Below are 25,869 nucleotides of genomic sequence, written 5' to 3' on the forward strand. Positions count from 1 at the left end.
GGCTCCGGCTCACACCCGGTCGGCCAGACCGGCCAGGCGGCACAGCATGGCCGCGGTCTCGGCCCGGGTGATGTGGGAGCTGCCGTTGAAGTTCCCGTCCTGGTCGCCCTGGGTGATGCCCGCCCGGTACCAGCGGTAGACCGCCCACCCATAGGGGTCGGACTCGGCCAGGTCGGGCACGATGATGTGGGGGTGGATGGGGGCTGTTTCGCTTTCGGGCACGGCCCGGTTCAGGATGTCCACCATGTCAAACCGGGTTGCCAGGTTGTCCATGGTGCTCAGCGGCAGCCGGATTTCGTCAAACAGCCCGTTGGCCACACAGTAGTTGTAGGCCCCCATATACCAGGGCCCGGGGGCCGTGGGGACAATCAGCCCGAACTGGCTGGTGTGGAGACGGGCGGCCAGGGTGACCACCTCGGCGATGCTCAGGGTGCCGTTGGGGTTGAACCGCCCGTCGCCGGTGCCCTCCATCAGCCCGGCCTGGGCGGCCGCGTTGACGTAGGGGGCGTACCAGGCGCCGGCGGGCACGTCGGCGAAGCTGCCCGTGCCGGGCTCCGGCTCCGGTTCCGGCTGGGCGGCGGACATCGGATAGGCGGTGACGCCGCTGTCGTCCAGGGTGTAGAAGGTGGGGGTGGATTCGTGGGTGGTGAACCAAACCACCTGTCCGTTGTAGTAGATGGGTTGGCAGTTGGACAGCGGGGCGTTTTCCGCCGTCCGAATGTCGGAGATGGTGCCGTCGGCACCGTACCGGGCGTATTGGATGTTGTCGCTGTAATAGAAATAGTCGCCGTTTTTATCCGCCAGGTGCCACAGAATGTAGCCCCCGTCCAGCCCGGTGGGCACCAGCCGGGGCTGGGCGCCGTACTGGGTGGAGCTGGCGCTGAAATTGGTGAGCTGTCGCACGGTGGTGCCGCTCTCGGAGAAGTTGTTCTTATCGGTATAGGCCAGATAGACGTTATAGACATTTGTGTTGTCGGAGGCGTCCCCCAGGCCGGTCTCGCTGTATGCGCTGAGATAGCCGGTGCTGGTCTCGGCCAGGCCGGTGACCTGGGCGCCGGTGTTGTTGGCCCCGCTTGCTCCCGGCCAGGTGTCCACGGCGAAACGGACGCAGGTGTCATCGGGATAGATGTCGCGCATCCTGGGAGTGCCCAGGAAGCTGTCGCCGCCGGCGGGCGCCTTGTATCGGGTGAGCACTGCCCCTCGGAGGGTGGCGTCGCCGTGGCTCAGGGCCACCAGACGCTGCTGCTGGTCCACCAGCAACAGCTGGTTGAAGGAGTGGGCCACATAGCCGGAATTGAGCGCCACATCGGTATAGGAGTTCGTGATGGTCATGTCTAACTGGCGGATGTTCAGCATCATGTCCATCTGGTGGTTCAGGCCGTCGGCGTCCATATACATGCTGTGGGCGGTGCGCAGGTAGAGATGGCCGTTGGACTCGGCGCAGCCCATACCGCCCCAGTCAAAGGGGACGATGGTGTTGGCTCCGTACAGACTGGCATGATCCAGGCGGTTCCAGTTCTTGTCGTACTTGACCACCCGGACAACCTCCACACTGTCGTCCTCATTGAGGTTTGCCTGGCCGAAGATTACGAAGTTGTAGTCCGCCCCGGCAAAGAATCCTCCCCAGATGGGCAGCTCCTTCTCCAGCGTGCGGGACTCCAGCAGCTGAAACCTGCTATTATAGGTCTCCACGATGATCTGTTCCGGGCGGAGCATGGTAATCTCGCCGGTGCTGGCGGAGATTATTTTCTGGCCGGGATCATACTCCATCCGGATCAGGTTCTCCCCATCCTGGTACAGATAGGCCTCCGCCGGGCAGGCGTGATAGCCGTTATAGATGCCGCCGGCGTTGGTGCTCTCCGCCGGAGTCAGCCCGCCGGCTGCCGCACCGGCCGCCGGTAGCAGAGCTAACACCAGGGGGCCGTACAGGTCAGCGCGCCCAGGCGCCGGAATGGATGCCTGTGTCTCATTCGGAATTCCTCCTTCTTTTTTGCTGTACATCTATATAGTGCCAGATCTGGCCCGGTCGGTTTTATCCCCGGAAATATTTCCACAGAAATTTTGACCAGACCACTACCGTGGCATGATCTTCATCGTGCAGCCGTCACCCTGGGCCACCATGCCGATGCTGCACTGTTCAAAGCCCGTTCCGCCCAGGGAGCTGTCCCCGGGTGTGTAGTTCTGGCAGACCAGAAGAGTTACGACGGAGTAGGCATAGGGGGAGCCGGGCCTGTTCGCCTCGATCTGACGGAGGATGTCCGTATCCACCTCCACAAAGAGGGAGAAGGGCTGCCCGGATACAAAGGGCACGTAGCTCTCGCCGCCCGCGGTACGCAATACCACATAATTATACAGCCTGCTGTCCAGAACCCGCATTCCTGTGGCGGTAAGGGTATTTCCAGAGAGCTGGAGCTCCAGATACTGACCATCCCGGAAATCCTCCCGGTAGCTGTCGGCAAAATAGGGCTCTGTAGGAGCGGAGACAGGCGTGGGGCTGGGGGTCGGTGTGGTGTTGGGGTCGGCGTAGGCGTGGGAGCGGGGTAGGTGTCACCGGGCCGTAGAGGTTGGCGTGGGAGAAGGCGGGTGGTGTGGGCTGGGCGGCCGTCGCCGTGGGTGTGGGCGACGGGTGCCGTGGGCACGGGTGTGGGTGTTGCGGTTGGGAGCGGCGTGGGACTGGGCGTGGGTGACGCCGTGGCCAGCGGGGGGGGGAGGACGTGACGGTCTCCACCACCGCTATGGCGGGCGCATCCGGCTCCGGGGGCAGGTGGGTGAGGGCGTATCCGCCGCCTCCCACCGCCACGGCGCCCGCCACCACCAGGGCGGCCACCTTGGCGCTGATGCCCCCGGCGGCGGCGCTGCCCGCCGCGGAGCTCCCGGCTGCTGCCGCTGCGCTGCCTCCCGCTGCGGCGGCAGAGCCTCCCCCGGCAGCAGCCGCGCCGGAGCCGGCGGCCGTACCGGCCGCCGCCAGCCCCAGCACACTGCGCACATGCTCCAGGCCCTGCTGGACAACCTCGGGATCCAGGTTCAGGCTGCGCTCCTGAAGCAGGAAGGCCGTAAACAGCATGGCGGGGTTGATGGCGTTCAGGTGGACGGAGTCCAGCATTCCCTGCTGGACGGCCTGCTGACGCAGCTTTTTCTTCGCGTAGTTGATGCGGCTTTTGACCGTCCCCTCCGCACAGTCCATAATCTGCGCGATCTCTTTGATGCCGCAGTGGTCGTACCAGAACAGCATGGCTGTGATGCGCTGCTCATCGGGCAGCTGATCGATCATCTTGGCCAGGGTGGCGCCGACCTCCCGGTTGCACGTGATCTCCTCCGGGGATTTCTCGTTGCCCTGGGCATTGATATAGTCAAACACGGTGCTCTCCTCCACGGCAAACTCATGGGAGGAATTCCGCTTCTGGCGGGCTTTCAGAGCCTTGTGTACCGCAATGCCGCCGATCCAGGAGCGAAGTGCCTCCGGCTCCTGGAGCTTGTCGATGGAATGGAATACGGCGATGAATACGTCCTGGGCCACGTCCTCGGCGTCATCCTTATGATTTAGAATTTTCATGGCCTGGAGATATACCATGCGGTAGCAGGTGTTGTAGAGCTGGGTAAAGACCTCGTCGTCTCCCGCCCTCAGCCTGCGAACCACCTCGGTGTTGCTCAGATCTGGCAGAAGCTGCATCTTGTCGTCCTCCTTTTGTTTTGCCCTCTGTCTGTTAGTGTCACTTGGAGGCCGTTTGGTTTTATTTCCCGAAAAAAATTTTTGTTTTTATGGCCGCTCTCCCGGAGCCCGGCCGGCACAGAAAAAATTTTTTCGAAAAAATTTGTGAAAAGATAAAACCTGTTTGGCGGCTCGGGGTACTGATCTAGTGAAACGGTTCCCATCTGGGCGGGGGAGTGCGGCCCCACAGATGGGGGAAAGGAGTCAGATATGAGAAGGACAGAACTCACCGGGCCGGCAGGCCGGTGCAGGGCAGGGGCATACGCCGGCCTGCCGGGCGGTCTCGCCGCCAGGATGCTTTCCGGTGTACTGGCCGCGGCGATTTTGGTGGGCGGCGGGCTGGCCCTGGGCGGCTGCAGCGCCGACGGACAGGAGGCGGCCGCCCCCTCGCCCTCGGAGACGGCGGCGCCGGAATCCGCCGCGCCGGAGCCCACCCCGCCGGCGCCTGTGGTGCTGGATACGGCGTATGTGGGTCAGCTGCCCTACACCGGCGGCGCGGCCCAGTGCGCACTCACCCCGGAGCAGGCCGAGGCCTTCGCCCAGATCATAGAGGAGGCCGCCGGGGAGAGCCAGAGCCTCTATGGAAAGCCGGAGCTCAAGCAGTATGCGCTCTGCCAGGTGGCCCTGTTCGACGCGGGGAACGGCATCCCCGCCCTGCTGGTGGCGGAGGGGTACTACTACGATTACGGCATCCGGGAGATCACCCGGCAGGATTACCAGTTTTACAAGGGAGAGGTCTACTACTGGGATGGGAGCCAGGCCGTGGCGCTGCTGGACAGCCAGCCGCAGTACCTGGTTCTGACCGACCGGGGACTGGAGGTCTCCTATGCCTACTCCGACTACACGGAGACCTATCCCCTGTCCGACGGGCGCATCTCCGCCGAACCGGCGGAGCGGTACATCTCCTTCCGGCTGGTGGGAGACACACAGCCCACCGAGGCGGATCTCCAGACCGAGATAGCGGCGTACGAGAACTTGGATATGAGCTTTGACTTCACCACCCTGACCGGGGACAAGTGGAGCCAGGAGACGGTCTGGGACAAGTATGACCAGGAAAACGTCACCTACTGGCGGATCGCCGCGTCCGACGGGGCCTTTATCCGGTACAGCGATGACACCCGGCCCGCCCATCGGCTCTCCCCGGACAACTGGCTGGTGGGCGTGGGCCTGGACATCTTTTCCGGCAAGAACGACGTCTCCTTCCGCTGGGAGGGCAGCTGGGGCGACGGCGCACAGACCGCCGCGGTGCTCCGGGAGGGGGCCCAGGCCGCCCGGGCGGAGCGCCAGCCGGAGTCCGAGCCGCCCCAGAGCGCCGGGGAGGCCCCGGCCCAGGTTCCCGTCCCCCGCATCCAGCGGATCGACTGGGATCAGCCCATCAACAATATGGAGGTCTATTTCGAAATGCCCGTGTTCGACAACGCCTCCGGCGGCTACCAGGTCATCAACCAGTTTTTCCAGCAGAAGCAGGAGGCGTTCTTTTCCCCGGACAACCCGTCTCTGGCCAGGGCCCAGGAGTGGGATTCGCCGGAAAACCACATTCCCCCCAACGAAATTTACACGTACTGCTACACGGTCCAGATCAAGGACTGCACCGACCAGCTGTTCAGCGCGACCCTGAGCAGTTCCTGGTACATGGGCGGGCAGTACGATGCCGGGACGGACGCCTACACCTTCCGGGTGGATACGGGGGAGCTGCTGGGGCTGGATGATCTGCTGGAGGGGAGCGAGGCCGAGATCAAGGAGATGGTCGCGGAGGCCGCGGTACAGGAATATGGGGTCGGCACCGCGGCGGTGGAGACGATCTGCAGCGATACCCTGGATCAGTTCCAGTTCTATGTCTCAGAGGGACACATTTTTGTCTGCTTTGACAAGTACGAGCTGCCTGAAGTGGGGCCGGCGGTTTTGGATGTGGAGCTGACGGCCCAGCTCAAGCCCCTGTCCTGAACACCCCGGAAAAATATGCCGGACGCGGTGCCGCCATGGCGCCATACACACAGAACATACTGAAAGGGAGAGAAAGACATGAAACACGTGAAAAGCGACACGGATCGGCCCGTCCGCTGGACCGCAAAAGAAGTGGTGGTGGGGAATACCTTCTGGTTCCTGGTGCTTACGATCATCGGGTCTGTCCTTCTGATCCGCGGGGTGAACAGCGGGCTCACCTATGTGCTGAACCTGCACCGGGAGAACAGCCTGTTTACCTATTTCAGGCGCGCTCTTTCCTCGTGCAAGATCCAATTATCTATATCGCAAAGATAAAAGACGCAAGCTTGGTAGTTGAAAAAACGAAAAATACCCAGCTTTCAACCCTTTGTCCAGATCAGTCAGTTCGCTCTCTCCTTTGTTCATGGAGCAATTCGAGCCCATCCGGTGTCTTGTAGTTGAGTGAACCGAACCAGCAAAAACGGACAATAGACAAAGTCCCCCCCTGATGTAGGAAAATAAGACTACATCAGGGGGATTCTATATGGCAAGAAGGTATCAAAAAGTGCAGAAGCTTCTGCCAGAAATCAAGCGGATGTTGGAGAGCGGGATGAGCCAGGGGGAAGTTGCGGAAAGGTTGGGGCTGAAGGGCGACAGGCCAATCCATGCATTGCTGAAACGAGAGCGAAAGAAAGCCATGCAAGTCATGTCCAACCAGAGAGGACGAAAACCCGCCAGGACTTTGCAGGAATATCAAGTATGAAAACAAGCGTCTGAAAATGGAGAATGTACTACTGCGGGATTTTATTATGCTCATGGGGAGGAAGTGAGGCCGAAGGTAAAGTATCAAGTAATTTATCGTCATCAGAGCGCATATCCGGTATCCGTCATGTGCACATTCTTTGGGGTATCCAGGAGCGGTTATTATGATTATGTGAAGCGAATGAATCGGCCCGAGAAGGACGCACCGCTGGCTGCGCTGCTTCGGAAACAGCAGGAGCATTGCTTTCAAACCTACGGCTACCGCCGGATGCACCTGTGGTTAGAGCGGCAAGGCATCCACCATAACCCGAAAACTGTCCTTAGGGTCATGGAAAAATACGGCCTTTTATCTGAAATTCGGAGAGAACGGAAATGGAAGAACCTGGGGCAGCAAGTACATAAATATCAGAATTTACTCAACAGGGAGTTTCACGCAGACAGGCCCAACAGCAAATGGGTAACAGATATTTCTTACATCCAAACGAAGCAAGGGGTACTGTATCTGTCCATGATCCGGGATCTCTATGACAACAGCATCGTGGCTTATAAGACCGGAGCACAGCAGTCGGTGAATCTGGTCCTGGACACCATTCGTCTGGCCATGAAGCGGGAGAAAAAGAGGGTCGCTGCGGAGTTGCAGCTCCACAGCGACCAAGGCTTTCAATACACATCCCAAGCATATTTCCAGCTGACTAAACAATACGGCATTTCGCCTTCCATGTCAAGACGGGGAAATCCGTATGACAATGCCATGGCCGAAAATTTCTTCTCCATCCTTAAAACAGAGTGTATTTACTGACATAAGCCAGCCACTTTCTCTGAGGCCAACGAGATGATTGACCGATACATTCACTTTTACAACCACGAGCGTATCCAGTTAAAGACTGGAGAGGCGCCGCTGGCGCGGCGCCTCTCCTACTAAAACTCTATATTTCCTACCAGGGGCTTTTTTGTACTGTCCGCATAATCTGGGGCTGTTCAGGAATCCCTCCCGGGGGTCTTTGTTCGCTTTTTGTCACTCCCAGGGCTGGAAGCTCCCGTCCAGCACCGCGCGGCGGTGGATGCTGACAAAGTCGGGGGAGGCGTCGGGGCACTGCTCCCGGACGGCGGCCACCACCAGTTCCGGGTTAAGGCCCGGGTTCTGGGCCTTCAGCACCAGATCCAGGGCGATGGTGTCCCGCCGCTCCTCCACCGAGGCGCGGGCGATCAGGGGGATCAGATCCACCTCGGTAAAGCCGCTCTTGGCCTTCTTGCTCCGCTTGGTCATCACCAGGCTGTCCCGCTCCAGCAGGGCCTGGATGTCCCGCTCCGCCCCAAAGGGGGCGCCGGCCTCATACTCCAGGGTGACGATGTAGTTGACGTAGCACAGCTCCTTCACCGGGCGCACACCCTCGTAGCAGCGGGTGACGGTGATCCCCGCCGGCAGGGCGGCGTTCATCCGCGCCGGCACCTCCTCCAGAGGCACGTTGAGCACCTGGCACTCCAGCACCTCGCAGGCGCTGGAGAAGCCCACCGACAGGGGCAGGGGGATGGACACGAAGGCGTGGGGGTTAAAGCCCTCGGTGTGCTTGACGGCGATGCCCGCCCGGAGGAAGGCGCGCTGGAAGGTGCGCATGAGATCCAGGTGGGAGATGAACTTGGCGGTGTCCGCCTTGCTGAACGCTAATCTATGCTTCGGCATCGCATTTCCCTCCCGGATACAGCTTGTCCGCCCCGCAGCCGGTGCACTGCACCCGGCAGTCGGGGGTGATCACCGCCTGATAGGCCCGCTCCCGCTCCCGCCACAGGAAGGGGGTGGTCACGCCGGTGGAGGTGACCGACCAGGGCAGCACCTCGTCTTTGGCCCGCTCCCGGTTGGCGTAGAAGCGGGGATCCAGGCCGCAGGCCTCAAAGGCGGCCATCCAGCGGTCGAAGTCGAAGGACTCGCTCCAGGCGTCGAACTTGGCGCCCTGGCGCCAGGCCTCCTCGATCACCCCGGCCACCCGCCGGTCGCCCCGGGAGAACACCGCCTCCAAAAAGCTGGTGTCCGGGTCGTGCCAGTTGTAGCGGATAGACCGGCCCCGCATATGCTCCCGCAGCAGCTTCACCCGCCGGCGGTACTCGTCCATGTCCACCTGTCCCTCCCACTGGAAGGCGGTGTGGGGCTTGGGCACAAAGCAGGCGGTGGACACGGTGATGGATACCCCCCGCTTGGGGTTGGGGGTGGTCTCCTTCCAGGCGTGGTAGACCTTCTCCGCCAGATCGGCAATGCCCAGCACGTCCTCGTCGGTCTCGGTGGGCAGGCCCAGCATGAAGTAGAGCTTCACGCTGCTCCACCCGCCGGAGAAGGCGGTGCGGCAGGAGCGGAGGATCTCCTCCTCCGTCACGTTCTTGTTGATGGCGTCCCGCAGACGCTGGGTGCCAGCCTCGGGGGCGAAGGTGAGGCCCGACTTGCGCACGTGCTGCACCCGCTCCATCAGCCCCAGGGAGAAGTTGTCCGCCCGCAGGGAGGGCAGGGACAGAGAGACCTTGTTGGGCTCGCACCAGTCCAGCAGGCCGTCGCACAGCCCCTCCAGGGCCCGGTAGTCGCTGGTGGACAGGGAGGACAGGGTCATCTCCTGATAGCCGGAGTTCTTACAGGCCTCGATGCCCTGCCGGATGAGCCGCTGAGGGCTGCGGGCCCGCACCGGCCGGTAGGCATATCCCGCCTGGCAGAAGCGGCAGCCCCGGATGCAGCCCCGGAACACCTCCAGCATCACCCGGTCGTGGACGATCTCGGTGGAGGGCACAATGGTCTTCACCGGGAAATAGCTCTTGTCAAAGTCCTGGACGATCCGCTTGGTCACCACCGCCGGGGCCCCCTCCCGGGGGGTGATGGCGGCCACGGTGCCGTCGTCTTGGTAGGACACGTCATAGAGAGAGGGCACATAGACGCCGGGAACCCGGGCCGCGGCGGTCAGGAACTCCTCCTTGTCCCAGCCCTCCTCCCGGGCCTTCCGGTAGAGCTGGATGAGCTCCACGCTCACGTCCTCCCCCTCGCCCAAGACAAACAGATCCACAAAGGGGGCCAGAGGCTCTGGATTGAAGGCGCAGGTGCCCCCCGCCACCACGATGGGGGTCAGCTCCATCCGCTCCTCACTGCGCAGGGGCAGGCCGGCCAGATCCAGCATGTTGAGCACGTTGGTGTAGGCCATCTCGTAGCCCAGGGAGAAGCCGATGAGATCAAAGTCGGCGATGGCGTCGCCGCTCTCCAGGCCGTAGAGGGGGATGCCCTCCCGGCGCATCTCCGCCTCCATGTCCAGCCAGGGGGCAAACACCCGCTCGCACCACACCCCCTCCATCTCGTTCATCACGCCGTAGAGGATGCGCATGCCCAGGTTGGACATACCGATCTCATAGGTGTCGGGGAAGCACAGGGCGTAGCGCACATCCACCTCACGGCGGTCCTTCACCACCGCGTTGTACTCCCCGCCGGTGTACCGGGCGGGCTTCTGCACCCGCGGGAGGATGTGTTCCAAAGTTCGATTCATGCCGAATCCACTCCATAGACAAAATACAGTAAATTGTATTATACTATGACCCGATTCGCCTTGCAAGAGTGATTGCAAAACCTTTTCCTAAAAAAATTTTCCCATCTCCCGCAAAAAGTGGAGCAAAGGGCCGTGGGCCGCCTTCTGGGACGGCCCACGGCCCGCTTGTTTTCCTGGTTTTTACAGATTTGCGTCCAGCACGGCGGTATAGGCCGCCTCGGGCATGACGCCCACCTTCCGGTCGATCTCCTTGCCGTCCTTGAGGAACACCACTGTGGGAATGCTCATGACGCCGAAGCGCATGGCCAGGCCGGGCTGGTCGTCGGTGTTCACCTTGCCCACCAGCACCCTGCCCTCATACTTCCGGGCCAGGCCGTCGATCACCGGGGAGAGCATCTTGCAGGGCCCGCACCAGGAGGCCCAGAAGTCCACCATGGACAGCCCGCTGGCCGTCGCCTTGTCAAACGCCTCTTCCGTCAGATGAATCAGTGCCATATTGAATCCGTCCTTTCTCTGTCTTGAAAATCAGATGTAGTTTAGCCTGTTTGAATCAGGGTATCCACATATTCCGCCGCCCGGTGGCCCGCCACCTGGCCCTCCCCCACGGCCTTGGAGACCTGGAGGGGCTGCCCGGTGCAGTCCCCCGCGGCGAACACGCCGGGGACGCTGGCGGCCATGTTCCGATCCACCCGGATGTAGTTCCCCTCCAGCTCCAGGCCGGGGAGCAGCTCCGCCGGGGCCATGGAGGGCCGGAGGATGAACACCCCCTCGCAGGGGAGGGTCACGCTGTCGGCCTGCACGGCCTCCACCGCCCTGTCCCCCAGCACCCGGAGCTTCCCTGCCTGCACATAGGGGATGTCGGGCCGCAGGCCCTCCGGCGGCCGGGGGCTGACGTAGGTGACCCTGCAGCCGATCTCCCTGAGGTAGTTGGCCTCATGGGGGGCGTCGGCGGCCCGGCCAATCACCACGACCTCCTTGTTCCGATAGAGCATCCCGTCGCAGGTGGCGCAGTAGCTCACCCCCGCGCCCAGGTGCTCCGCCTCACCGGGGAGCTTTCCCGCCTGCACCACGCCGGTGGCCAGCACCACGGCGCGGGCCTGCTCCACCTCGCTGCCCACGGCCAGGTAAAACTCCGTCCCCATGGGCAGGATGTTCAGCACCCGGCCGTTTCGGCGCTCCACGCCCATCTCACGGGCGTGTGCCTCGAACCGCTCCAGCAGCTCCGGCCCGGCAACGCCGTAAAAGCCCAGGTAGTTGTCAATGCGGCGGGTCTTGTACAGGGCGTTGTCCCGGGCGTCGCCGCCGATGACCACCACCGACTTGCCACGGGCCCTGGCCTGCACCGCGGCGGACAGGCCCGCCGGGCCGCCGCCTACGACCGCGATGTCGTACACTGGTACTCCCCCTCCCGATCTCCGAAGATGGCGGCGATCACCGCCGCCACCTCCGGATTGGCGATCTCATAGTATACCTCGTTGCCCGACCGGGAGCACTTGACCACCCCGGCGGCCTTGAGGCGCATCAGGTGCTGGGAGATGCAGGACTGGGACTGGCCGGTGTTGGCCTCCATACAGCCCACGTTGCGGCACCCGCACACCAGCAGGCCCCGGACAATCCGCAGCCGGACGGGGTGGGCCAGGGCCTTGAGCAGAGCCGCCCGCCCCTCGTAGTCCACCTTCTGTTCGTCCATGCCTCTCACCTCACGTTCAAACTTTCTAATATTATTATATTCAAATATTCTAATATGTCAACCCCCATTTTCAAATTTGATCCGGCGGCACGGATTCCGCCCGCCGCCCCAGGCTGTCGAAAAACCTCCCAGAAGGAAAGCCTCGCAGAGTTCCTGCGGCCATCTCGGCCTAAGAGCCGCCGCAAGCGGCGGTTGGCCTCGAAACGCGCCTGCGGGTGCAGGCAGCCGCAGGAATCAAAATCAAAATCCGTCATTTCCGGCGACATGTGCGTCGGAAATGACACTTCTCATGGTGGAAGGGGTGACTTTTTCGCGAGAAAACGAACCTCTTCCACCATGCAATCTTTCTCGAAAAAGCGGCTTTGCCGCTTTTTCGACGCACTGCGGCGGCGCGGATTCTGCCCGCCGCCCTTTCTTTTCCCGCCGGTCTGTGTTATGATGAGGGGGAACACGGAAAGGAGGCGTTGTCATGGCGCCGCACAGAAAAATCCCCCTGTTTCTGCTGCCGATCCTGCTGATTCTGCTGGCCGGCGCGGTTGTGCTCCTGGTACGGGGGCAGCCCCTGACCCTGGAGCGCATCTTCCACAGGCAGGGCTATGCCATCACCGGCCAGACCGAGACCGCCTTGACCCTCACCCTCTCCCGCGACCAGATGCCGGAGGGCTTTCCCGAGGAGGTGCCCATCAGCCAGGCGGAGGGGGAGCTGGAGCTGCTCCTGTATCAGGACAGAGACACCAGCTTTTATCTCACCGCGTTCGCCCAGTCCAACCAGGATTCCGATATTCTCCACGCCAGCATCGAGCTCCGGCACCAGCTGTCCCGGGAGGGCGGTGAGCTTCTCCTCCCCTACCAGGTCAACGAGGACGGCAGCATCACCGTCGGCCTGGGCATCGACCGCGAGAGCGTCCGGGCGGACGGGGAGGCCCGGCCCGAGGCCGTGCTCCTGGCCGGCCAGAGCAGCAGCCGGTTCGATCTGTATATCGACCGGGCCCTCTTCCTCCGCTCCGACGCGCTCAGCTTCCAGATCGGCCCCTTCTACTATCTGACCTACGAGCCCAGCTAAAGGAGGTTTCCCGCCATGTCCACCCTGCTGATCAAGAACGCCCGCTACATCGTCTCCTGTGACGACAGGGACACCCTGCACGAGCACAGCAACCTGTTCATCCGGGACAACGCCATCGAGTACATCGGCCCTGAGCTGCGCCAGGCCGACCAGGTGATCGACGCCTCCACCATGGCGGTGTACCCCGGCCTGATCAACACCCACCACCACCTCTACCAGCTCTTCTCCCGCAACCTGCCCGAGGTGCAGCGGATGGAGCTGTTTCCCTGGCTGGTGACCCTGTACGAGGTGTGGAAAAACCTGGACGAGGAGGTGGTGACCGCCTCCACCCAGGTGGGGCTGGCTGAGCTGCTGAAAACCGGCTGCACCACCTGCTTTGACCACCACTATGTGTTCCCCGACCGGGCCGGGGATCTCATCGGCGCCCAGTTCCGGGCGGCGGAGCGTCTGGGCATGCGGTTCCACGCCTCCCGGGGCTCCATGGATCTGTCCAAGAAGGACGGCGGCCTGCCCCCCGACAGCGTGGTGCAGGACATCGACGCCATCCTGGCCGACTCGGAGCGGCTGGTGCGGGTGTGGCACGATCCGGCCCGCTTCTCCATGCGGCAGGTGGCCCTGGCCCCCTGCTCCCCCTTCTCGGTGTCCACCGACCTGCTGCGGGAGAGCGCACGCCTGGCCCGCGCCCTGGGTGTGCGCCTGCACACCCACGTGGCGGAGACGAAGGACGAGGAGCAGTACACCCTGGAGAAGTTCGGCCTGCGGCCCCTGGCCTACCTGGAGGGGCTGGGCTGGACTGGCCCCGACGTGTGGTACGCCCACGGCATCCACTTCAACGACGAGGAGCTGGACGTCCTGGCCGCCACCGGCACCGGCGTGGCCCACTGCCCCATCTCCAACATGAAGCTGTCCTCCGGCGTGTGCCGGGTGCCCGACATGCTCCGCCGGGGGGTGCCGGTGGGGCTGGCGGTGGACGGCGCCGCCTCCAACGACGGCTCCAACCTGCTGGAGGAGCTGCGGGTGTGCTACCTGCTCCACCGGCTGAACTGGAGCCAGAACGCCCCCACCGGGTACGATATCCTGAAAATCGCCACCCGGGGCTCCGCCCGGCTGCTGGGCCGGGATGACATCGGGTATCTGGCCGCCGGCATGGCCGCCGACTGCTTCCTCATCGATCTGGAGCGGGTGGAGCTGGCGGGGGCCCAGTTTGACCCCATGTCCCTGCTGGGCACCGTGGGCTTCAAGGGCCCGGTGGACTACACCATCGTCAACGGCGTGCCCGTGGTGCAGCGGGGGGAGCTGGTTACCGCCGACGAGGCGGAGCTGACCGCCCAGGCCAACGGAACCGTCCGGCGCTATCTGGGCCGCCTGTGACGTTCCCCCGCGGCCGGTTGACCCATTGCGCGATACCCCGGCGCGGGCCCCGTCTGAGGCGGGGCCCGTGCCCTGATCTCCCTCAGGAAGGCAGATGTTACTCCCATGGACGACAACAGCCAGAACCGGCTGACCACCGGCAGCGTCCCCCGGAAAATGCTCCTGTTCGCGCTGCCGATTTTTCTCAGCAACCTGTTCCAGCAGCTCTATAACGCGGTGGACTCGCTGATTGTGGGCCAATTCATCGGCCAGCAGGCCCTGGCTGCGGTCAGCTCCTCCTCCAGCCTGATCCTGCTGCTCATCGGCTTCATCAACGGCGTGTCCCTGGGCGCCGGTGTGCTCATCGCCCGCTTTTACGGCGCCGAGGACGAGGAGCACCTGGAGCGGGCCGTCCACACCACCCTGGCCCTGGGCCTGACGGCCGGCGCGGTGCTCACTGTGCTGGGCGTGGCGCTCTCCCCGCTGATTCTCCACTGGATGGGCACGCCGGCCGACGTGATTGACAACTCCATCCTCTATTTCCGGGTCTACTTCCTGGGCTCCATCGCGGTGGTGCTCTATAACATGGGGGCCAGCATCCTCCAGTCCGTGGGGGACAGCCGCAGCCCCATGGTCTACCTGATCCTGGCCTCCCTGACCAATGTGGTGCTGGATCTTCTCTTCGTGGCGGTGTTCCACTGGGGGGTGGGCTCCGCCGCCCTGGCCACCATCCTCAGTCAGATCCTCAGCGCCTTCCTGGCCTTCCGCAGGCTCACCCGCACCCGGGCATGCTACCGGGTGAACTGGCGGCGCATCCGCTTTGAGGGGCCCATGCTCCGCCAGGTGGTCACGCTGGGCATCCCCTCCGGCGTGCAGAGCTCGGTGGTCTCCCTGGCCAACGTGATCGTCCAGGCCAACATCAACGCCTTCGGCTCCGCCGCCATGGCCGGCTGCGGCGCCTACAGCAAGATTGAGGGCTTCGCCTTCCTTCCTGTCACCTGCTTCGCCCTGGCCCTGTCCACCTTTGTCAGCCAGAACATCGGCGCCCGGCGCTTCGACCGGGTGCGCCAGGGCATGAAGTTCGGCCTCATCTGCAGCCCCGTGCTGGCGGAGCTCATCGGGGTGGCCATCTTCACCCTGGCCCCCTTCCTGATCGCCCTGTTCAACAGCGATCCCACCGTGGTATCCTTCGGCGTGGACGACGCCCGCACGGTGGCCCTGTTCTACTGCCTGCTCTCCTTCTCCCACTGCTGCGCAGGCATCCTCCGGGGTATGGGCCGCCCCGTCGTGCCCATGGCCATCATGCTGTGCGTCTGGTGCGCCCTGCGCATCACCTACATCACCGTGACCGTCCACTTCATCCCGGACATCCACGTGGTCTACTGGGCCTATCCCCTCACCTGGGCCATCAGCTCGGTGCTGTTCCTGTTCTGCCTGCGGCGGATGCGCTTTCCGTCCGAGGAGCATGGGGAGCCTGCATCCTATACCAGGGGATGACCCGCCCCGCGCCTGCGGACGGGAAAGGAGGAGACGCCATGCACAAATCGGGGCACGCACCGTCCGACATCCCCAGTAAAATCTCTGCGTGAAAGGGCTTGCCTATTCCTCCTCCATCGTGTATAATGTTTGTCAGCCAATCCGCCGGTATGATGGAATTGGTAGACGTGACGGACTCAAAATCCGTTGGTGGCAACATCGTGTCGGTTCGAGTCCGACTACCGGCACCAAACGCAACAAATCCGAACCTAACGCTGATTGGCGAGGGGTTCGGGTTTGTTGTTTTCTTTGACCGCTATGAGGCCACATACTTCCGCAACGGGGTGAAGCGCAGGCCCACCTCCAAGCCGAGAGGCCCAAGAAAGAAAAAGACGGTTTAACGAAACTGCGGACGCACCAGAAAAGGTGTGTCCGCATTTCTTTATTACCCTGTTGCCGTGGCCTTGCGCTTTATGGCTTGTTGCTCCTCCTGCCACGCCGCAAACTCCCGCTTGCCCTCCTCGCTCTCGAAATATGCTTGTATCTCCGGGAACAAGCTCCGGGCCAGGGCCTCCAGCTCGTGGTCGGGTATCCAGCACTTGTGCGCTCCCATACATCGCCGCACAGTTCCCTATATGATTTCCTTTTTCAGCGGTGCGCCCATGCGTGGGCGTTATATAAATATAGGGGCCTACACTTTAACTTCTACGTTTCTTCCTCACTGTTTCTTTCATGTGCCCTCTCCTTTCTGGCTCTGTTATACTGTCGATAGTTAATGATGTTCCGAAGTTCGCCATCCGAATCTCTGACAGATATGGTCTTTTCGTATGTCAGCGGAGCCGTGCCGATTTCTGCCTGGGCCTCTCCCTCTGTCATTTGCCGCACCTCTGGCCGCTTTATCCCTCGGCTGGTGCGGTACAGGTTGAAGCCGGGCGGATATAGGCGCAAACGGGCTCCCTTTATCACAGCCTTGCTCGTTCCACCCGCAACCGGCTTTTCTTCCAGCCGGCCCCGTTTGACACCGGCTTGCACCGCCTCTGTCAGTTCCATGTCTCCTAGGTAGGCGGTTAGGTACAGGCCGGGATTGTCTATCCCTTGTAAGCTCTTGGTCTTGGTGAAGCCATGGCCCCATAGCCGGGCCACATCTTCGTTTGGAATAAACGGGGCTTTGCCGGGGAATAGGAACAGTGCATGGAGGTGCCACGCTCCCCTGCCTTGCGGCTCCGCCGCTACGATGTACTCAGCGGACGGCTGGCCCTGCTTGTCCAGGTAGTAGCGAAATCGCTGCCAAAAACGCCGGTAGTCCTCATACAGTTGGGTCGGGTCGGTCATGTTTGCACGGTATGTCAGCGTCACCCACAAGGCCCTTGCCGGGTTGGTCATGTTTGCATTGATGATGTCCCGCAGGTTGCGGAGGCTTTGCGCTACACTGGCCAGCGCCTCTCCCCGGTTCTCTGTATGCCGGAACTCCTTGACCTCTCCCGTCCGCTTGTCGAGGTACAAATCTGCTGACAGCTTTTCAATGGCTATTTCCGGCGGGCCATGGACTGCATATTAGTCCCCATCCCCCCAAAACTGGCGGTACGTACCACCCGGACTCTATCGTGAACCTCCCACAAGAAGCTCCTGAAGGGCGCAAGAGTTGTAACACAGAGAAACAGAAGGGGCCGGAGAGGATGAATATCCTCTCCGGCCCCTTCCGGTTATTTCGGCGTGTGGGTCACAGTGCGGATCGATTCTGATTGCGGTCAGGAAAAAGATAAAAAACTAAGTAATCAAATGAACAGGAACAGGAAGCCCACAATGACGAAGTAGATGGACATGGGCAGCGTGAGCACCATCACTCGGATGGGATCCACCTTGCCGGCGTCCTTGCCCAGCTTCTGTACCAGGATGCTCTCCACCACAGCGGAGATTGCCAGGGCGGGGGCACTGACGGGCGGGAAGGCCTGACCGCCGGAGGCGATATGGGCGGAGGCCACAGCCGCATGGACGGGGTCCACGCCCACAGAGGCCAGGGCGGGGGCCAGGAAGGAGAAGATGGTGTTTTGTCCGGTGGACTGGGAGCCGGTGAGGGCGGAGATCAGCAGGATGCCCAGGCCGCCGCTGACCTTCAGGGCGCCGGCCTCCATGGAGGCGGCGAAGGCCTGCACAGCTTCAATCTGGCCGGCGGCATAGAAGGCGCCCAGGAGCAGGGCGGCGCCCAGCTCCACCTTGACGGCGGGCAGTGCGCCCACCACGCCGTTTTTGACCACCTTGGGCAGATTCTTGCGTACCGGTTTGAAGAAGAGGGAGACCAGGGTGGCGGTGATCAGGAAGGTGACGATGTTGTTGCTCAGCCCTTTGAGGATGGTGATGTTGCTGAGCCAGCCCATCAGGGGGCCGGTGGCCATCTGCACCAGATTGATGCCGGCCGCCGTCTGGAGAATCACCAGCAGGATCAGAACTGCCAGGGGGAGCATCAGATGCCAGTTGCCGTGCATAATCTGGCCGGCGGTCTTGTTGGGAATCAAATGCTCGGGCAGGGCCTTGATCTTCACAAAGGCGAAAACCGCATAGATGGTGCAGATCACAAAGCCGATGCCCACGGTGATATAGGAGATGTTGACCACGGGTGTGGTGTCCACCTGGGCCAGGGAGGATGCCAGGAACACCGCCTGGGTGATGGGGGGCATGATGGAGCCCAGAGAGGCGCCCATCATGATGATACAGCCGATCCCCGCCGCGGAGATCTGCATGTCGCTGAGGATGCCGATGACCAGGATGCCCACCACGGTGGCGCTGGCCACGGAGTCGCCCAGGAGAGAGCCAGCCAGGCCCAGGACCAGAATGATGGCCACGATGAGGCCCTTGGGAGAGCGGCCCAGGGAGACCCGGGCCACGTTCAGCACCAGATCCAGGGTCTTCATCTCGGTCTGGGAGGCGGCGTAGATGCTTCCGAAGATGTTCAGGGCCATGATCCAGGCCAGCTTGTCGATACCGTCAATCCAGGCCAGGACCCATTGCAGGGGGTTGAACACGCCGCCCATAAGCAGGGCCAGCAGGCCGGCGATAATCAGCGCGTAGGTGACCTTTCCCCCGACAAAGGGGATTTTTTTCACCATGATCAGAACGATCAGGACGATGACAGGGACGATGACAGTTATCATCTGCTCTCACCTCTCTTGATTCTGTATTTATGGGTTTACCAGCTTCATGGCCTGGCTGGCGGCGATCAGAATCGGGTCGTAGACCGGGGCCACGGGAGGGGCATAGACCAGATCTAGCTCGTTGATCTGGGCCACGGTCATGCCGGCGGTAATGGCGGTGGCGAGCACGTCCACCCGGCCGGCCACGGTGGGGCCGCCCATGGCCTGGGCCCCCAGCAGGCGGCCGGAGGCGCGGTCCACAATCAGACAGATGTGCATGTCGGAGCCGCCGGGGTAGTAGGAGGCGCAGTCCCGCTTGCGGATCAGGCTGGCCGCCGCGTCATAGCCGGCGGTGCGGCCCTGCTCCAGAGACAAGCCGGTGGCCGCGATGTGCAGCTCAAAGACCTTGGTCACCATGGAGCCCAGCACGCCGGGGAAGGCGGCCTCCTCGCCGGCCAGATCCGCGCCGGCCACCCGGCCCTGCTTGTTGGCCGTGGTGCCCAGGGGGACGTAGACCGGCTGGCCGGTGAGCAGGTGGCGCATCTGCACGCAATCGCCGCAGGCCCAGATGGCGGGGTCGCTGGTCCGCTGGTGTTCGTCCACCACAATGCCGTCCTTCAGGCCCAACTCCAGGCCGCAGGCACGGGCCAGCGCAGTGGCCGGGCGCACGCCGATGGAGATCAGAACGCCGTCCACCTCCATGCGCTGCCCGTCCGAGGTCTCCACGGCAGTCACCCGGCCGTCTGCGCCGTGGATGGCGGCCAGGGCGGTGCCGGTAAAGAGGCGCACGCCGTGGAGCTCCAGGGTCTGGGCCGCCGCCTGGGAGAAGCTCTCGTCCAGGAAGGGCAGCAGGCGGGGCAGCTGCTCAAAGACCGTGACCTCCGCACCGGCCTGGGTCAGCTCCTCGGCCATCTCCAGGCCGATGAAGCCGCCGCCCAGGATAGCGATGCGCCGACGGGCGGCCAGGGCCCCCTTCAGGCGGATGCCGTCCTCCACGGTGCGCAGGTAGTACACCCCGTCCAGTTCTGTGCCGGGGATGTCCGGTCTGACGGGGGCGGCGCCGGTGGCGATCACCAGCTTGTCGTAGGGCCGCTGGAACTTCCGCCCCGTGTCCAGATCGGTGACGGACACGGTTTTGGCGGTGCGGTCGATGGCGGTGACCTCGTGGTGGGTAAAGGTGGGGATCCCCCGCTTGTTGGCCATCTCGTGGGGGAACAGGGAGACCAGCTCGTCCGGATCGTCGATCATGCCGCCCACGAAGTAGGGCAGGCCGCAGGCGCCGTAGCTGATGTACCCGGTCCGCTCATAGACCTCGATGTTCAGGTCGGGGCGGACGCGCTTGGCCTTGGAGGCGGCGCTCAGACCGGCGGCCGTCCCCCCGATTACAATGACTTTTTCCCCCATGGGCGCTTACCGGACGCCGTACTTGTCGATGACGCCCATCTCGCCCATCAGGCGCTCCAGCTCGTCCCGGCCCTTGCCGGTAAACTCCTCGTAGGGGCGGCGCAGGTGGCCGCCGGGCAGGCCCAGGATGTCCAGGGCGGCCTTGATGCACACGGGGTTGGAGAAGGTGTAGAGCATCTTCAGCAGGGGATACCAGTGGGTGTACTCCCGGCGGCAGTCTTCCATGATCTCCATGCTGGTCCAGGGGCGGGAGTAGAGAGCGGACTCCTCGGGGATGATGTTGCCGCCGATGTTGGCCGTGCCGGTGCCGCCGACGGCCAGGGTGGGGATGACGATGGAGTACTTGGGGAAGTCGCAGCACATGATCTTGACCTTGCCCTGGCACTGGGCCTGAACCTGCACCAGCTGGGAGCAGTCGCCCATGGCCTCCTTGTCCAGCACGAAGTGGGGGTGCTTGTCGGACAGGTACTTGATGGTCTCGGGGGTCAGGTGGACGCCCAGGCGGGAGGGGTTGTTGTACACGCCGCAGGGGATGCCGATGGAGCTCATGCAGGCGTCCAGGTGATCCCGGGCGGCCCGCTGGTTCACCAGCACGTAGGGGGGCACGGTGAAGATGACGCCGTCGGCGCCCTCGGCCTCGCAGTACTTGGCCATCTCGATGGCGCCCTCGGTGGTGGTGGAGGCGGCGCCGAAGAACACGGGGATCTTGCCCCGGGTCATGGCCACCACCTCTTTGACGATGGCCTTCTTCTCCTCCACGGTGAGCAGGGTGGTCTCACCGGCGGAGCCCAGCACGAAGATCTGGCTGGTGCCGTACTTGATCTGGCGGTTGATCAGGGTCTCGAAGCCGTTGAAGTCGATCTTGTCGTCGGGGGTAAAGGGGGTGGGCATGGCCACAAAGGAGCCTTCCAGCTTGATCATAACAAATTCCTCCTCAAAAAGTAATGATTAAAAGAGATCAAAGCGGTTGGGGTCAAAGCCGGGGGCGGCGGGCACGTCGGTCTTGCCGTCCACGATCAGGTCGCTCACCAGCTTGCCGGTGACGGGGGACAGGCAGATGCCGTCGCCCTCGTGGCCGGCCGCCAGGAAGAAGCCGGGCACGCCGTTGACAAAGCCGATGAGGGGCTTGCTGTCGGGGGGATAGGGGCGCAGGCCGCCCATGGTGCGGATGATGTTCAGGTTCTTCAGGCCGGGGATGATCCGGGTGGCGTTTTTCAGCAGCTCCCGGAGGCACAGGTAGGTGTTGCCCGTGTCGTAGCCCACGAACTCCCGGCTGTTGCCGAACTCAATGTTGCCCTTCTTGGACTGGACCAGAGAGATGGCGATGCCCATCTGGGCCTTCAGGGAGTGGTTGTTCTTCAGCATCTCGGGGTGGTGCTTGCCCACGATGTAGCGGGCGTTGTTGACCAGCTTGTGGACGAAGGGGGGCACGGCCTCGGTGATCACCGTTTGGCCCCGGCGGGGCTTGATGGGGATGTTCAGCCCTACCATCTTGCCCACGATGGGGGCCCAGGAGCCGGCGGCATTGATCACGATGGGGGCGTAGTAGGTGTCCCGGTTGGTCTTGACGCCGGCCACGGCCCCGTTGCGCAGGAGGATCTCCTGGGCGGCCTCGTGGGTAAACACCTTGGCGCCTAGGGACACCGCCTTGTCGGCAAAAGCCAGGTTCAGGCGGAAGGGGTTCACGTCGGCGTCCACCTCGCTGTAGGACGCGCCCACGATGGCGTCCCGGTTCAGGCCGGGCTGGAGGTACATGGTCTCGTCCACGTCAATGATGCGGGAGTTGAGGCCCAGGGCGTTCTGCTTCTTGACGATGCCCTCCATGATGTGCAGCTCGTCCTCATTCTCGATGAGGAGCAGGGAGCCCTTCTTCTCATACTCGATGTCCCGGCCCAGCTCCTGGGAGAGGGTCTTGTACAGCTCCACGCTGTACAGGGCCAGCTGCAGGTGCTCGTTGGGCTCCTTGGTGTTGGGGGCGATCATGGTGTCGCAGGAGCCGCTGGCGCCGCTGTTGAAATAGTTGCGCTCCAGCTGGATCACCCGCTGGCCCCGCTTGGACAGGTAGTAGTTTATGGAACTGCCGATCACGCCGCCGCCAATGATGATCACATCTGCTGTCAACGACATGCCTCATCCTCCTCTCTGGTGATGGCGGTCAGATCGCCCACATTCAGCAGGCGGACCGGGAAACGCTGGTGGGTGCAGCAGGCGTCGAAGTCGATTTTCGCCTCCCGCAGCATCCGCTCGATGTTCTTCCGGCAGGTCATGCCCTGGCAGACGCCCATGCCCGCGTTGGTGCGCACCTTGATGTCCCGCACGCTGCGGGCACCGGCCGCAATGGCCCGCTTGATGTCGCCCACCGTCACCTCTTCACAGCGGCAGACGTAGATGTCGTCCTCGTTGGGTACCATCACTGCCCCCCCTTTCTGTCGATGCCGCGCACATCCATGAGATACTCCTTGGGGATCTCAACGGTGACCACGGCGGTGTGGTCGAACGCCGGTACGTTCCGCACGCTGTGGACGGTGCCCTGGGTGACGAAGGCGCCGTCCCGGTTGGTGCAGCGGACGGACGCCCCCGGCTCCGGCAGGGGCACGTACTCATAGGGGAAACTGACCAGCGATGTGGTCTCACTGTAGTTCTTGTGGAGATTGAAGATGGCCAGGCCGGGGCAGCGGGTAATGCAGATGCCGCAGCCGTTGCACTTGTCCGCGTCCAGCCTGGGCAGGGCGGTGATCTCAGCGCCCACCGTGATGGCCTTCTGAGGGCAGGCCGTCTCACAGGGGTTGCAGGGGATGCACTGCACGCACTCGATGCAGGCCACCGGGCCGCGTTCCAGCCGCTCCGGCGTGGGGATTCCGGGGGTGTGTTCCATCACTGCTTCCCTCCCTGATGATAGTAGTTGAGAATCTGTGCCTTGGCGTCCGCCCGCTTCTGGCCGAACTCGCCGGAGCGCAGGGAGGCCAGTCGGGCCCGGATGTCCTCCTTCTCCGCCGCGGCCTCGCCGGCAGGCACATAGCCCAGAGCCTCCGCGGCGGCGGTGCCGGCCAGGCGGCCCTCCTCCATGGCGGTGCTGGCCTCCTCAATACCGGAGATGTCCCCGGCGATGTACACGTCCGGATTGCTGGTGCGCATGTCCTCGTCGTGGAGGGGAATCACGCCGCCCAGGGCCGGGATTTCGGCCAGCTGGCAGCCGGCCATGCTGGCCAGCTCGATCATGGGAGTCAGGCCCACGGCCATGCACACCGTGTCGGCCTCCAGCACCTTTTCGGTGCCGGGAACGGGCTGGAAGTGGTCCAGCTCCACCAGCTCCACCTTCTGCACGCCCCCCTCGCCGGTGACCCGGTTGATGGTGTGGGACAGGTAGAAGGGCACGCCGGCCCGGCGGAGCTTGTTGGCGTGGACGCCGTAGCCGCCGATGGCGGGGGCGGCCTCCACCACGGCCACCACGTCCATGCCCGCCTGGAGCATCTGGTAGGAGACGATCAGGCCCACGTTGCCCGAGCCCACCATCACCACCCGGGAGCCGGGCTGGACGTGGTGCAGGTTCACCATGGTCTGGGCCGCGCCGGCAGTCATGACACCGGGCAGGGTGGAGCCCTCAAAGTAGAGGTTGTTCTCGTTGGCACCGGTGGCGATGATGATCTTCTTGGCCTTGACGGTCTGGACGCCGTCGGCGCTGCCGTACAGGGCCAGGTGGTCGTCGAAGATGCCGTAGACCGGATAGCCCAGCAGCACCTCCACCTGGAGCTGCTCCGTCTCCTCCAGCAGCTGCTCGCCGATGCGGAAGCCCCGCACGCCGGCGTTGTGCTCCCGGGAGCCGAAGAACTTGTGGATCTGCTTGAACAGCTGGCCGCCGGGCCGCTGGTTCTCGTCGATGATGAGCACCTTGGCCCCCCGGCGGGCCGCCGCGATGCCGGCCGACAGGCCGGCCGGGCCCGCGCCGATGATCAGGATTTCGACCTCCCTCACGCCTGCTCCTCCTTTCCGCCCAGTCCGTACTGGGTCTCCACCGTCATGCCCTCCTCCACGGGGGTCACGCAGGTGCGGGTGTTGGGTACGCCGTTGACGATCATTTTGCAGTCGTTGCACCGGCCGATGCCGCAGAAAATGCTGCGGCCGGTGTGGTTCTTGGCCGTGTACCGCAGGGGGCGCACCCCGGCGGCGATGAGCGCCGCCGCGATGGGCTCTCCGGTGACGGCCGGGATTTTCTTTCCCTCATAGAGGATGTAGGTGTCCGGTTGCCGGCCCACCTCCAGGATGGGATGCTGCTCGACTCTCATAAAGACCCTCCTATTCTCGAAACGTGGTATTGGACGATCTGGCTGGGCGTACCAGCGCGCCCCGCGGGGGAGCTGCATGCTGAACGAAAAAGAAAGGCAGTGCAGGATAGGTCGTCCCCCTTGATGGACCCTATCTTACACTGCCAATCGGCCTTTGACGAGCAACCTGTAAACAAGTTGACCAAATATATTTTGTAAAACAGCTTACAAATAAAGCGGTTTGATGAAACTGACCGGTTGAATTTTGTTAGATTTGCCTAAATACTCACCAGTCCTCCGGGTTCAGTCTGGCATTTATCTGAATCCTACGATTCAGCATCCGAATGACACCTTCATCGCAGAGCTCCCCCAGCAGCTTGGACACTGTGATGCGGGAACTGCCGATGATGACGCTGAGGTCGCTCTGGCTGTAATGTACCCGTTGGTCATACCATTGGCCGTCGATCAGCCTAGTGCGGTCGGCGGCCACCAGGAAGAGCTTGATCAGGCGATCCCTATAGGAGTTAAAGGTAATATTTTCGATCTCATGCCGCATGATCAGCGTCTTTTTAGCGCTCTCCATCAGTACCGCATTTCGGAAGAGCGGGGATTCGTCCGTTAGGCGGAGAAACGTGTCGTGATCCAGCCGGTACAGGGTTGTGGGGAGATCCGCTTTGGAGATCACCGTGCTGGGCTCATTCAAAAAATTGACCGCCTCGCCGAAGAACCACCCCTTGGACAGGGTGTAGAGCAGCTTTTCGCCGCCGTTCTGCCCGATGATGTAGTGGCTGGTTCGCCCCTCCGCGATATAGTACACGCCTCCGATCTTCTCACCAATTTTGCAAAAAACTGTTTTGGGCGCTAACAGGATGATGGTACCGTGCTTCTGAATAAATTGTTCCAGTTCGCTGTCCATTCCGTTTGGAAGGGTGAAGCTGGAATAGGCAAACGCCATAAAATCACAACTCCTCTCCTGGGCAGGGATGCCAGAAATGCATGATTCCATGGTCATAAGTTTACACCCTTAACCGTCAAAAGGCAATGCGGTTTTGCGCCGTTATTCTGTCCGGACGAGCAGATCTGGTATGGTACCCCAATAGTCTTAAAAACTAAGCCAACTGTGGATGTACTTTGAATGAGCCGCATAATTCAATCTGTATAGTGATAAAAATACCAGAAGCACCGCCCGGGGGATGTCGAGAAAGCCGCAGGGAAGAGGAGAATGTGGTCCGCACCCACTCCGTGTGAGATGGCAGATGCCCACAGGAAGGCCCCTGTCGCGGCCGTGTCAGCCATGTGTGCCGCTTTCGGGAGTGGGGTAGGGAAAACACACAGGATACGCCGATTGAAGTAGCACGCCCACATGAAAATTCAGAGAAAGAACGCCTCCGTGGGCCCCGTTTCGGGCCGTTTGGGGCGTTCGATTTTCGTACTAGGATAAAGGGAGGTGGTCGCAAGCGTCCACCTCCCGGCCACAAAGCCCCACAGTGCGGGGCTTTTCCGGTTTTCGAGGAAGGTGCACCTTTTCGCCACAGTCGGCGGTTTCAGGTGGTCGGTGGTTTTGGGAAAGCCAGTGTTCCCAGCCGATTCCGG

26 protein-coding genes and 1 tRNA gene are annotated in these 25,869 nt (G+C 62.6%); 8 read left to right on the forward strand and 19 right to left on the reverse strand.

Features of this window, described 5'->3' with window-relative positions:
• Positions 1 to 9: 9 nt before the first annotated feature.
• The 3 genes from B5E42_RS04045 to B5E42_RS19285 form a co-directional block, all read right to left on the reverse strand.
• Positions 10 to 1,914, reverse strand: a complete 1,905-nt coding sequence (locus B5E42_RS04045) for an S-layer homology domain-containing protein (protein WP_162613906.1) — start codon at positions 1,912 to 1,914, stop codon at positions 10 to 12.
• A 159-nt stretch (positions 1,915 to 2,073) separates the two neighbouring features.
• Entirely contained in the window at positions 2,074 to 2,343 is a 270-nt protein-coding gene (locus tag B5E42_RS04050) for a hypothetical protein (protein ID WP_141242453.1), read from the reverse strand.
• Positions 2,344 to 2,347: 4 nt separating this feature from the next.
• Entirely contained in the window at positions 2,348 to 3,670 is a 1,323-nt protein-coding gene (locus tag B5E42_RS19285; RefSeq protein WP_087236903.1) for a sigma-70 family RNA polymerase sigma factor, read from the reverse strand.
• A gap of 249 nt (positions 3,671 to 3,919) precedes the next feature.
• Here B5E42_RS19285 and B5E42_RS04060 point away from each other — a divergent pair, with 249 nt between their 5' ends.
• The 4 genes from B5E42_RS04060 (at position 3,920) to B5E42_RS04075 (ending at position 7,193) form a co-directional block, all read left to right on the forward strand.
• On the forward strand, positions 3,920 to 5,653 hold the full coding sequence (locus tag B5E42_RS04060; RefSeq protein ID WP_141242454.1) for a DUF4163 domain-containing protein: 1,734 nt from the start codon (positions 3,920 to 3,922) through the stop codon (positions 5,651 to 5,653).
• Between the two features lie 78 nt (positions 5,654 to 5,731).
• The gene (locus B5E42_RS04065) at positions 5,732 to 5,968 is read left to right on the forward strand and encodes a hypothetical protein (RefSeq protein ID WP_087236909.1); all 237 of its coding nucleotides are present in this window, start codon (positions 5,732 to 5,734) and stop codon (positions 5,966 to 5,968) included.
• A 208-nt stretch (positions 5,969 to 6,176) separates the two neighbouring features.
• Positions 6,177 to 6,395, forward strand: coding sequence for a hypothetical protein (locus B5E42_RS04070; RefSeq protein WP_087236911.1), 219 nt, complete (start codon positions 6,177 to 6,179; stop codon positions 6,393 to 6,395).
• 63 nt (positions 6,396 to 6,458) lie between these two features.
• The gene (locus tag B5E42_RS04075) at positions 6,459 to 7,193 is read left to right on the forward strand and encodes an IS3 family transposase (RefSeq protein ID WP_141242455.1); all 735 of its coding nucleotides are present in this window, start codon (positions 6,459 to 6,461) and stop codon (positions 7,191 to 7,193) included.
• 216 nt (positions 7,194 to 7,409) lie between these two features.
• Here the strand turns inward: B5E42_RS04075 and B5E42_RS04080 are convergent, their stop codons facing one another.
• The 5 genes from B5E42_RS04080 to B5E42_RS04100 all read right to left on the reverse strand — a co-directional run bounded on the left by B5E42_RS04080 (position 7,410) and on the right by B5E42_RS04100 (position 11,593).
• A complete protein-coding gene (locus tag B5E42_RS04080) occupies positions 7,410 to 8,075 on the reverse strand; it encodes a TIGR03936 family radical SAM-associated protein (RefSeq protein WP_087236913.1) in 666 nt (221 codons plus the stop codon).
• The gene (locus B5E42_RS04085; RefSeq protein WP_087236915.1) at positions 8,062 to 9,903 is read right to left on the reverse strand and encodes a TIGR03960 family B12-binding radical SAM protein; all 1,842 of its coding nucleotides are present in this window, start codon (positions 9,901 to 9,903) and stop codon (positions 8,062 to 8,064) included. The genes B5E42_RS04080 and B5E42_RS04085 overlap by 14 nt, the downstream gene beginning before the upstream one ends.
• A 180-nt stretch (positions 9,904 to 10,083) precedes the next feature.
• Positions 10,084 to 10,398 carry a thioredoxin gene (gene trxA / locus B5E42_RS04090; RefSeq protein WP_087236917.1) on the reverse strand — a complete coding sequence of 105 codons (315 nt, stop codon included), beginning with the start codon at positions 10,396 to 10,398 and terminating at the stop codon, positions 10,084 to 10,086.
• A gap of 41 nt (positions 10,399 to 10,439) precedes the next feature.
• Positions 10,440 to 11,297 carry an NAD(P)/FAD-dependent oxidoreductase gene (locus B5E42_RS04095; RefSeq protein ID WP_087236919.1) on the reverse strand — a complete coding sequence of 286 codons (858 nt, stop codon included), beginning with the start codon at positions 11,295 to 11,297 and terminating at the stop codon, positions 10,440 to 10,442.
• The gene (locus B5E42_RS04100; RefSeq protein WP_087236921.1) at positions 11,276 to 11,593 is read right to left on the reverse strand and encodes a metalloregulator ArsR/SmtB family transcription factor; all 318 of its coding nucleotides are present in this window, start codon (positions 11,591 to 11,593) and stop codon (positions 11,276 to 11,278) included. The genes B5E42_RS04095 and B5E42_RS04100 overlap by 22 nt, the downstream gene beginning before the upstream one ends.
• 469 nt (positions 11,594 to 12,062) lie before the next feature.
• Here B5E42_RS04100 and B5E42_RS04105 point away from each other — a divergent pair, with 469 nt between their 5' ends.
• From B5E42_RS04105 to B5E42_RS04120, 4 genes are all read left to right on the forward strand, one after another.
• A complete protein-coding gene (locus B5E42_RS04105; protein ID WP_087236923.1) occupies positions 12,063 to 12,656 on the forward strand; it encodes a hypothetical protein in 594 nt (197 codons plus the stop codon).
• Between the two features lie 15 nt (positions 12,657 to 12,671).
• Positions 12,672 to 14,027 (forward strand): 8-oxoguanine deaminase, encoded by a 1,356-nt coding sequence (locus B5E42_RS04110; protein WP_087236925.1) that lies wholly within the window; start codon positions 12,672 to 12,674, stop codon positions 14,025 to 14,027.
• Positions 14,028 to 14,132: 105 nt separating this feature from the next.
• Positions 14,133 to 15,503 (forward strand): MATE family efflux transporter, encoded by a 1,371-nt coding sequence (locus B5E42_RS04115; RefSeq protein ID WP_087236927.1) that lies wholly within the window; start codon positions 14,133 to 14,135, stop codon positions 15,501 to 15,503.
• A 143-nt stretch (positions 15,504 to 15,646) separates the two neighbouring features.
• Positions 15,647 to 15,733 (forward strand) — tRNA-Leu (locus tag B5E42_RS04120).
• A 194-nt stretch (positions 15,734 to 15,927) separates the two neighbouring features.
• Here B5E42_RS04120 and B5E42_RS19290 read toward each other — a convergent pair.
• From B5E42_RS19290 to B5E42_RS04170, 11 genes are all read right to left on the reverse strand, one after another.
• Positions 15,928 to 16,095, reverse strand: coding sequence for a hypothetical protein (locus B5E42_RS19290; RefSeq protein ID WP_204244372.1), 168 nt, complete (start codon positions 16,093 to 16,095; stop codon positions 15,928 to 15,930).
• A 92-nt stretch (positions 16,096 to 16,187) separates the two neighbouring features.
• A complete protein-coding gene (locus tag B5E42_RS04125; RefSeq protein ID WP_242967007.1) occupies positions 16,188 to 16,985 on the reverse strand; it encodes a hypothetical protein in 798 nt (265 codons plus the stop codon).
• A gap of 272 nt (positions 16,986 to 17,257) precedes the next feature.
• Complete coding sequence (locus B5E42_RS04130) at positions 17,258 to 18,631, reverse strand: hypothetical protein (protein WP_087236931.1); 1,374 nt, start codon at positions 18,629 to 18,631, stop codon at positions 17,258 to 17,260.
• 27 nt (positions 18,632 to 18,658) lie between these two features.
• Complete coding sequence (locus tag B5E42_RS04135) at positions 18,659 to 20,014, reverse strand: FAD-dependent oxidoreductase (RefSeq protein ID WP_087236934.1); 1,356 nt, start codon at positions 20,012 to 20,014, stop codon at positions 18,659 to 18,661.
• A 6-nt stretch (positions 20,015 to 20,020) separates the two neighbouring features.
• The gene (locus B5E42_RS04140) at positions 20,021 to 20,935 is read right to left on the reverse strand and encodes a dihydrodipicolinate synthase family protein (RefSeq protein WP_087236936.1); all 915 of its coding nucleotides are present in this window, start codon (positions 20,933 to 20,935) and stop codon (positions 20,021 to 20,023) included.
• Positions 20,936 to 20,962: 27 nt separating this feature from the next.
• Complete coding sequence (locus B5E42_RS04145) at positions 20,963 to 22,141, reverse strand: FAD-binding oxidoreductase (protein ID WP_087236938.1); 1,179 nt, start codon at positions 22,139 to 22,141, stop codon at positions 20,963 to 20,965.
• On the reverse strand, positions 22,132 to 22,425 hold the full coding sequence (locus B5E42_RS04150) for a (2Fe-2S)-binding protein (protein ID WP_087236940.1): 294 nt from the start codon (positions 22,423 to 22,425) through the stop codon (positions 22,132 to 22,134). Before B5E42_RS04150 ends, B5E42_RS04145 begins: the two co-directional genes overlap by 10 nt.
• On the reverse strand, positions 22,425 to 22,889 hold the full coding sequence (locus B5E42_RS04155; RefSeq protein WP_087236943.1) for a 4Fe-4S dicluster domain-containing protein: 465 nt from the start codon (positions 22,887 to 22,889) through the stop codon (positions 22,425 to 22,427). Before B5E42_RS04155 ends, B5E42_RS04150 begins: the two co-directional genes overlap by 1 nt.
• Entirely contained in the window at positions 22,889 to 23,986 is a 1,098-nt protein-coding gene (locus B5E42_RS04160) for an NAD(P)/FAD-dependent oxidoreductase (protein ID WP_087236945.1), read from the reverse strand. Before B5E42_RS04160 ends, B5E42_RS04155 begins: the two co-directional genes overlap by 1 nt.
• The gene (locus tag B5E42_RS04165; protein WP_087236947.1) at positions 23,983 to 24,297 is read right to left on the reverse strand and encodes a (2Fe-2S)-binding protein; all 315 of its coding nucleotides are present in this window, start codon (positions 24,295 to 24,297) and stop codon (positions 23,983 to 23,985) included. Before B5E42_RS04165 ends, B5E42_RS04160 begins: the two co-directional genes overlap by 4 nt.
• Positions 24,298 to 24,562: 265 nt before the next feature.
• A complete protein-coding gene (locus tag B5E42_RS04170; protein WP_087236949.1) occupies positions 24,563 to 25,231 on the reverse strand; it encodes a Crp/Fnr family transcriptional regulator in 669 nt (222 codons plus the stop codon).
• Positions 25,232 to 25,869: the final 638 nt, after the last annotated feature.

This window comes from Flavonifractor sp. An10 (genome assembly GCF_002161215.1).
GTDB lineage: Bacteria > Bacillota > Clostridia > Oscillospirales > Oscillospiraceae > Flavonifractor > Flavonifractor avistercoris.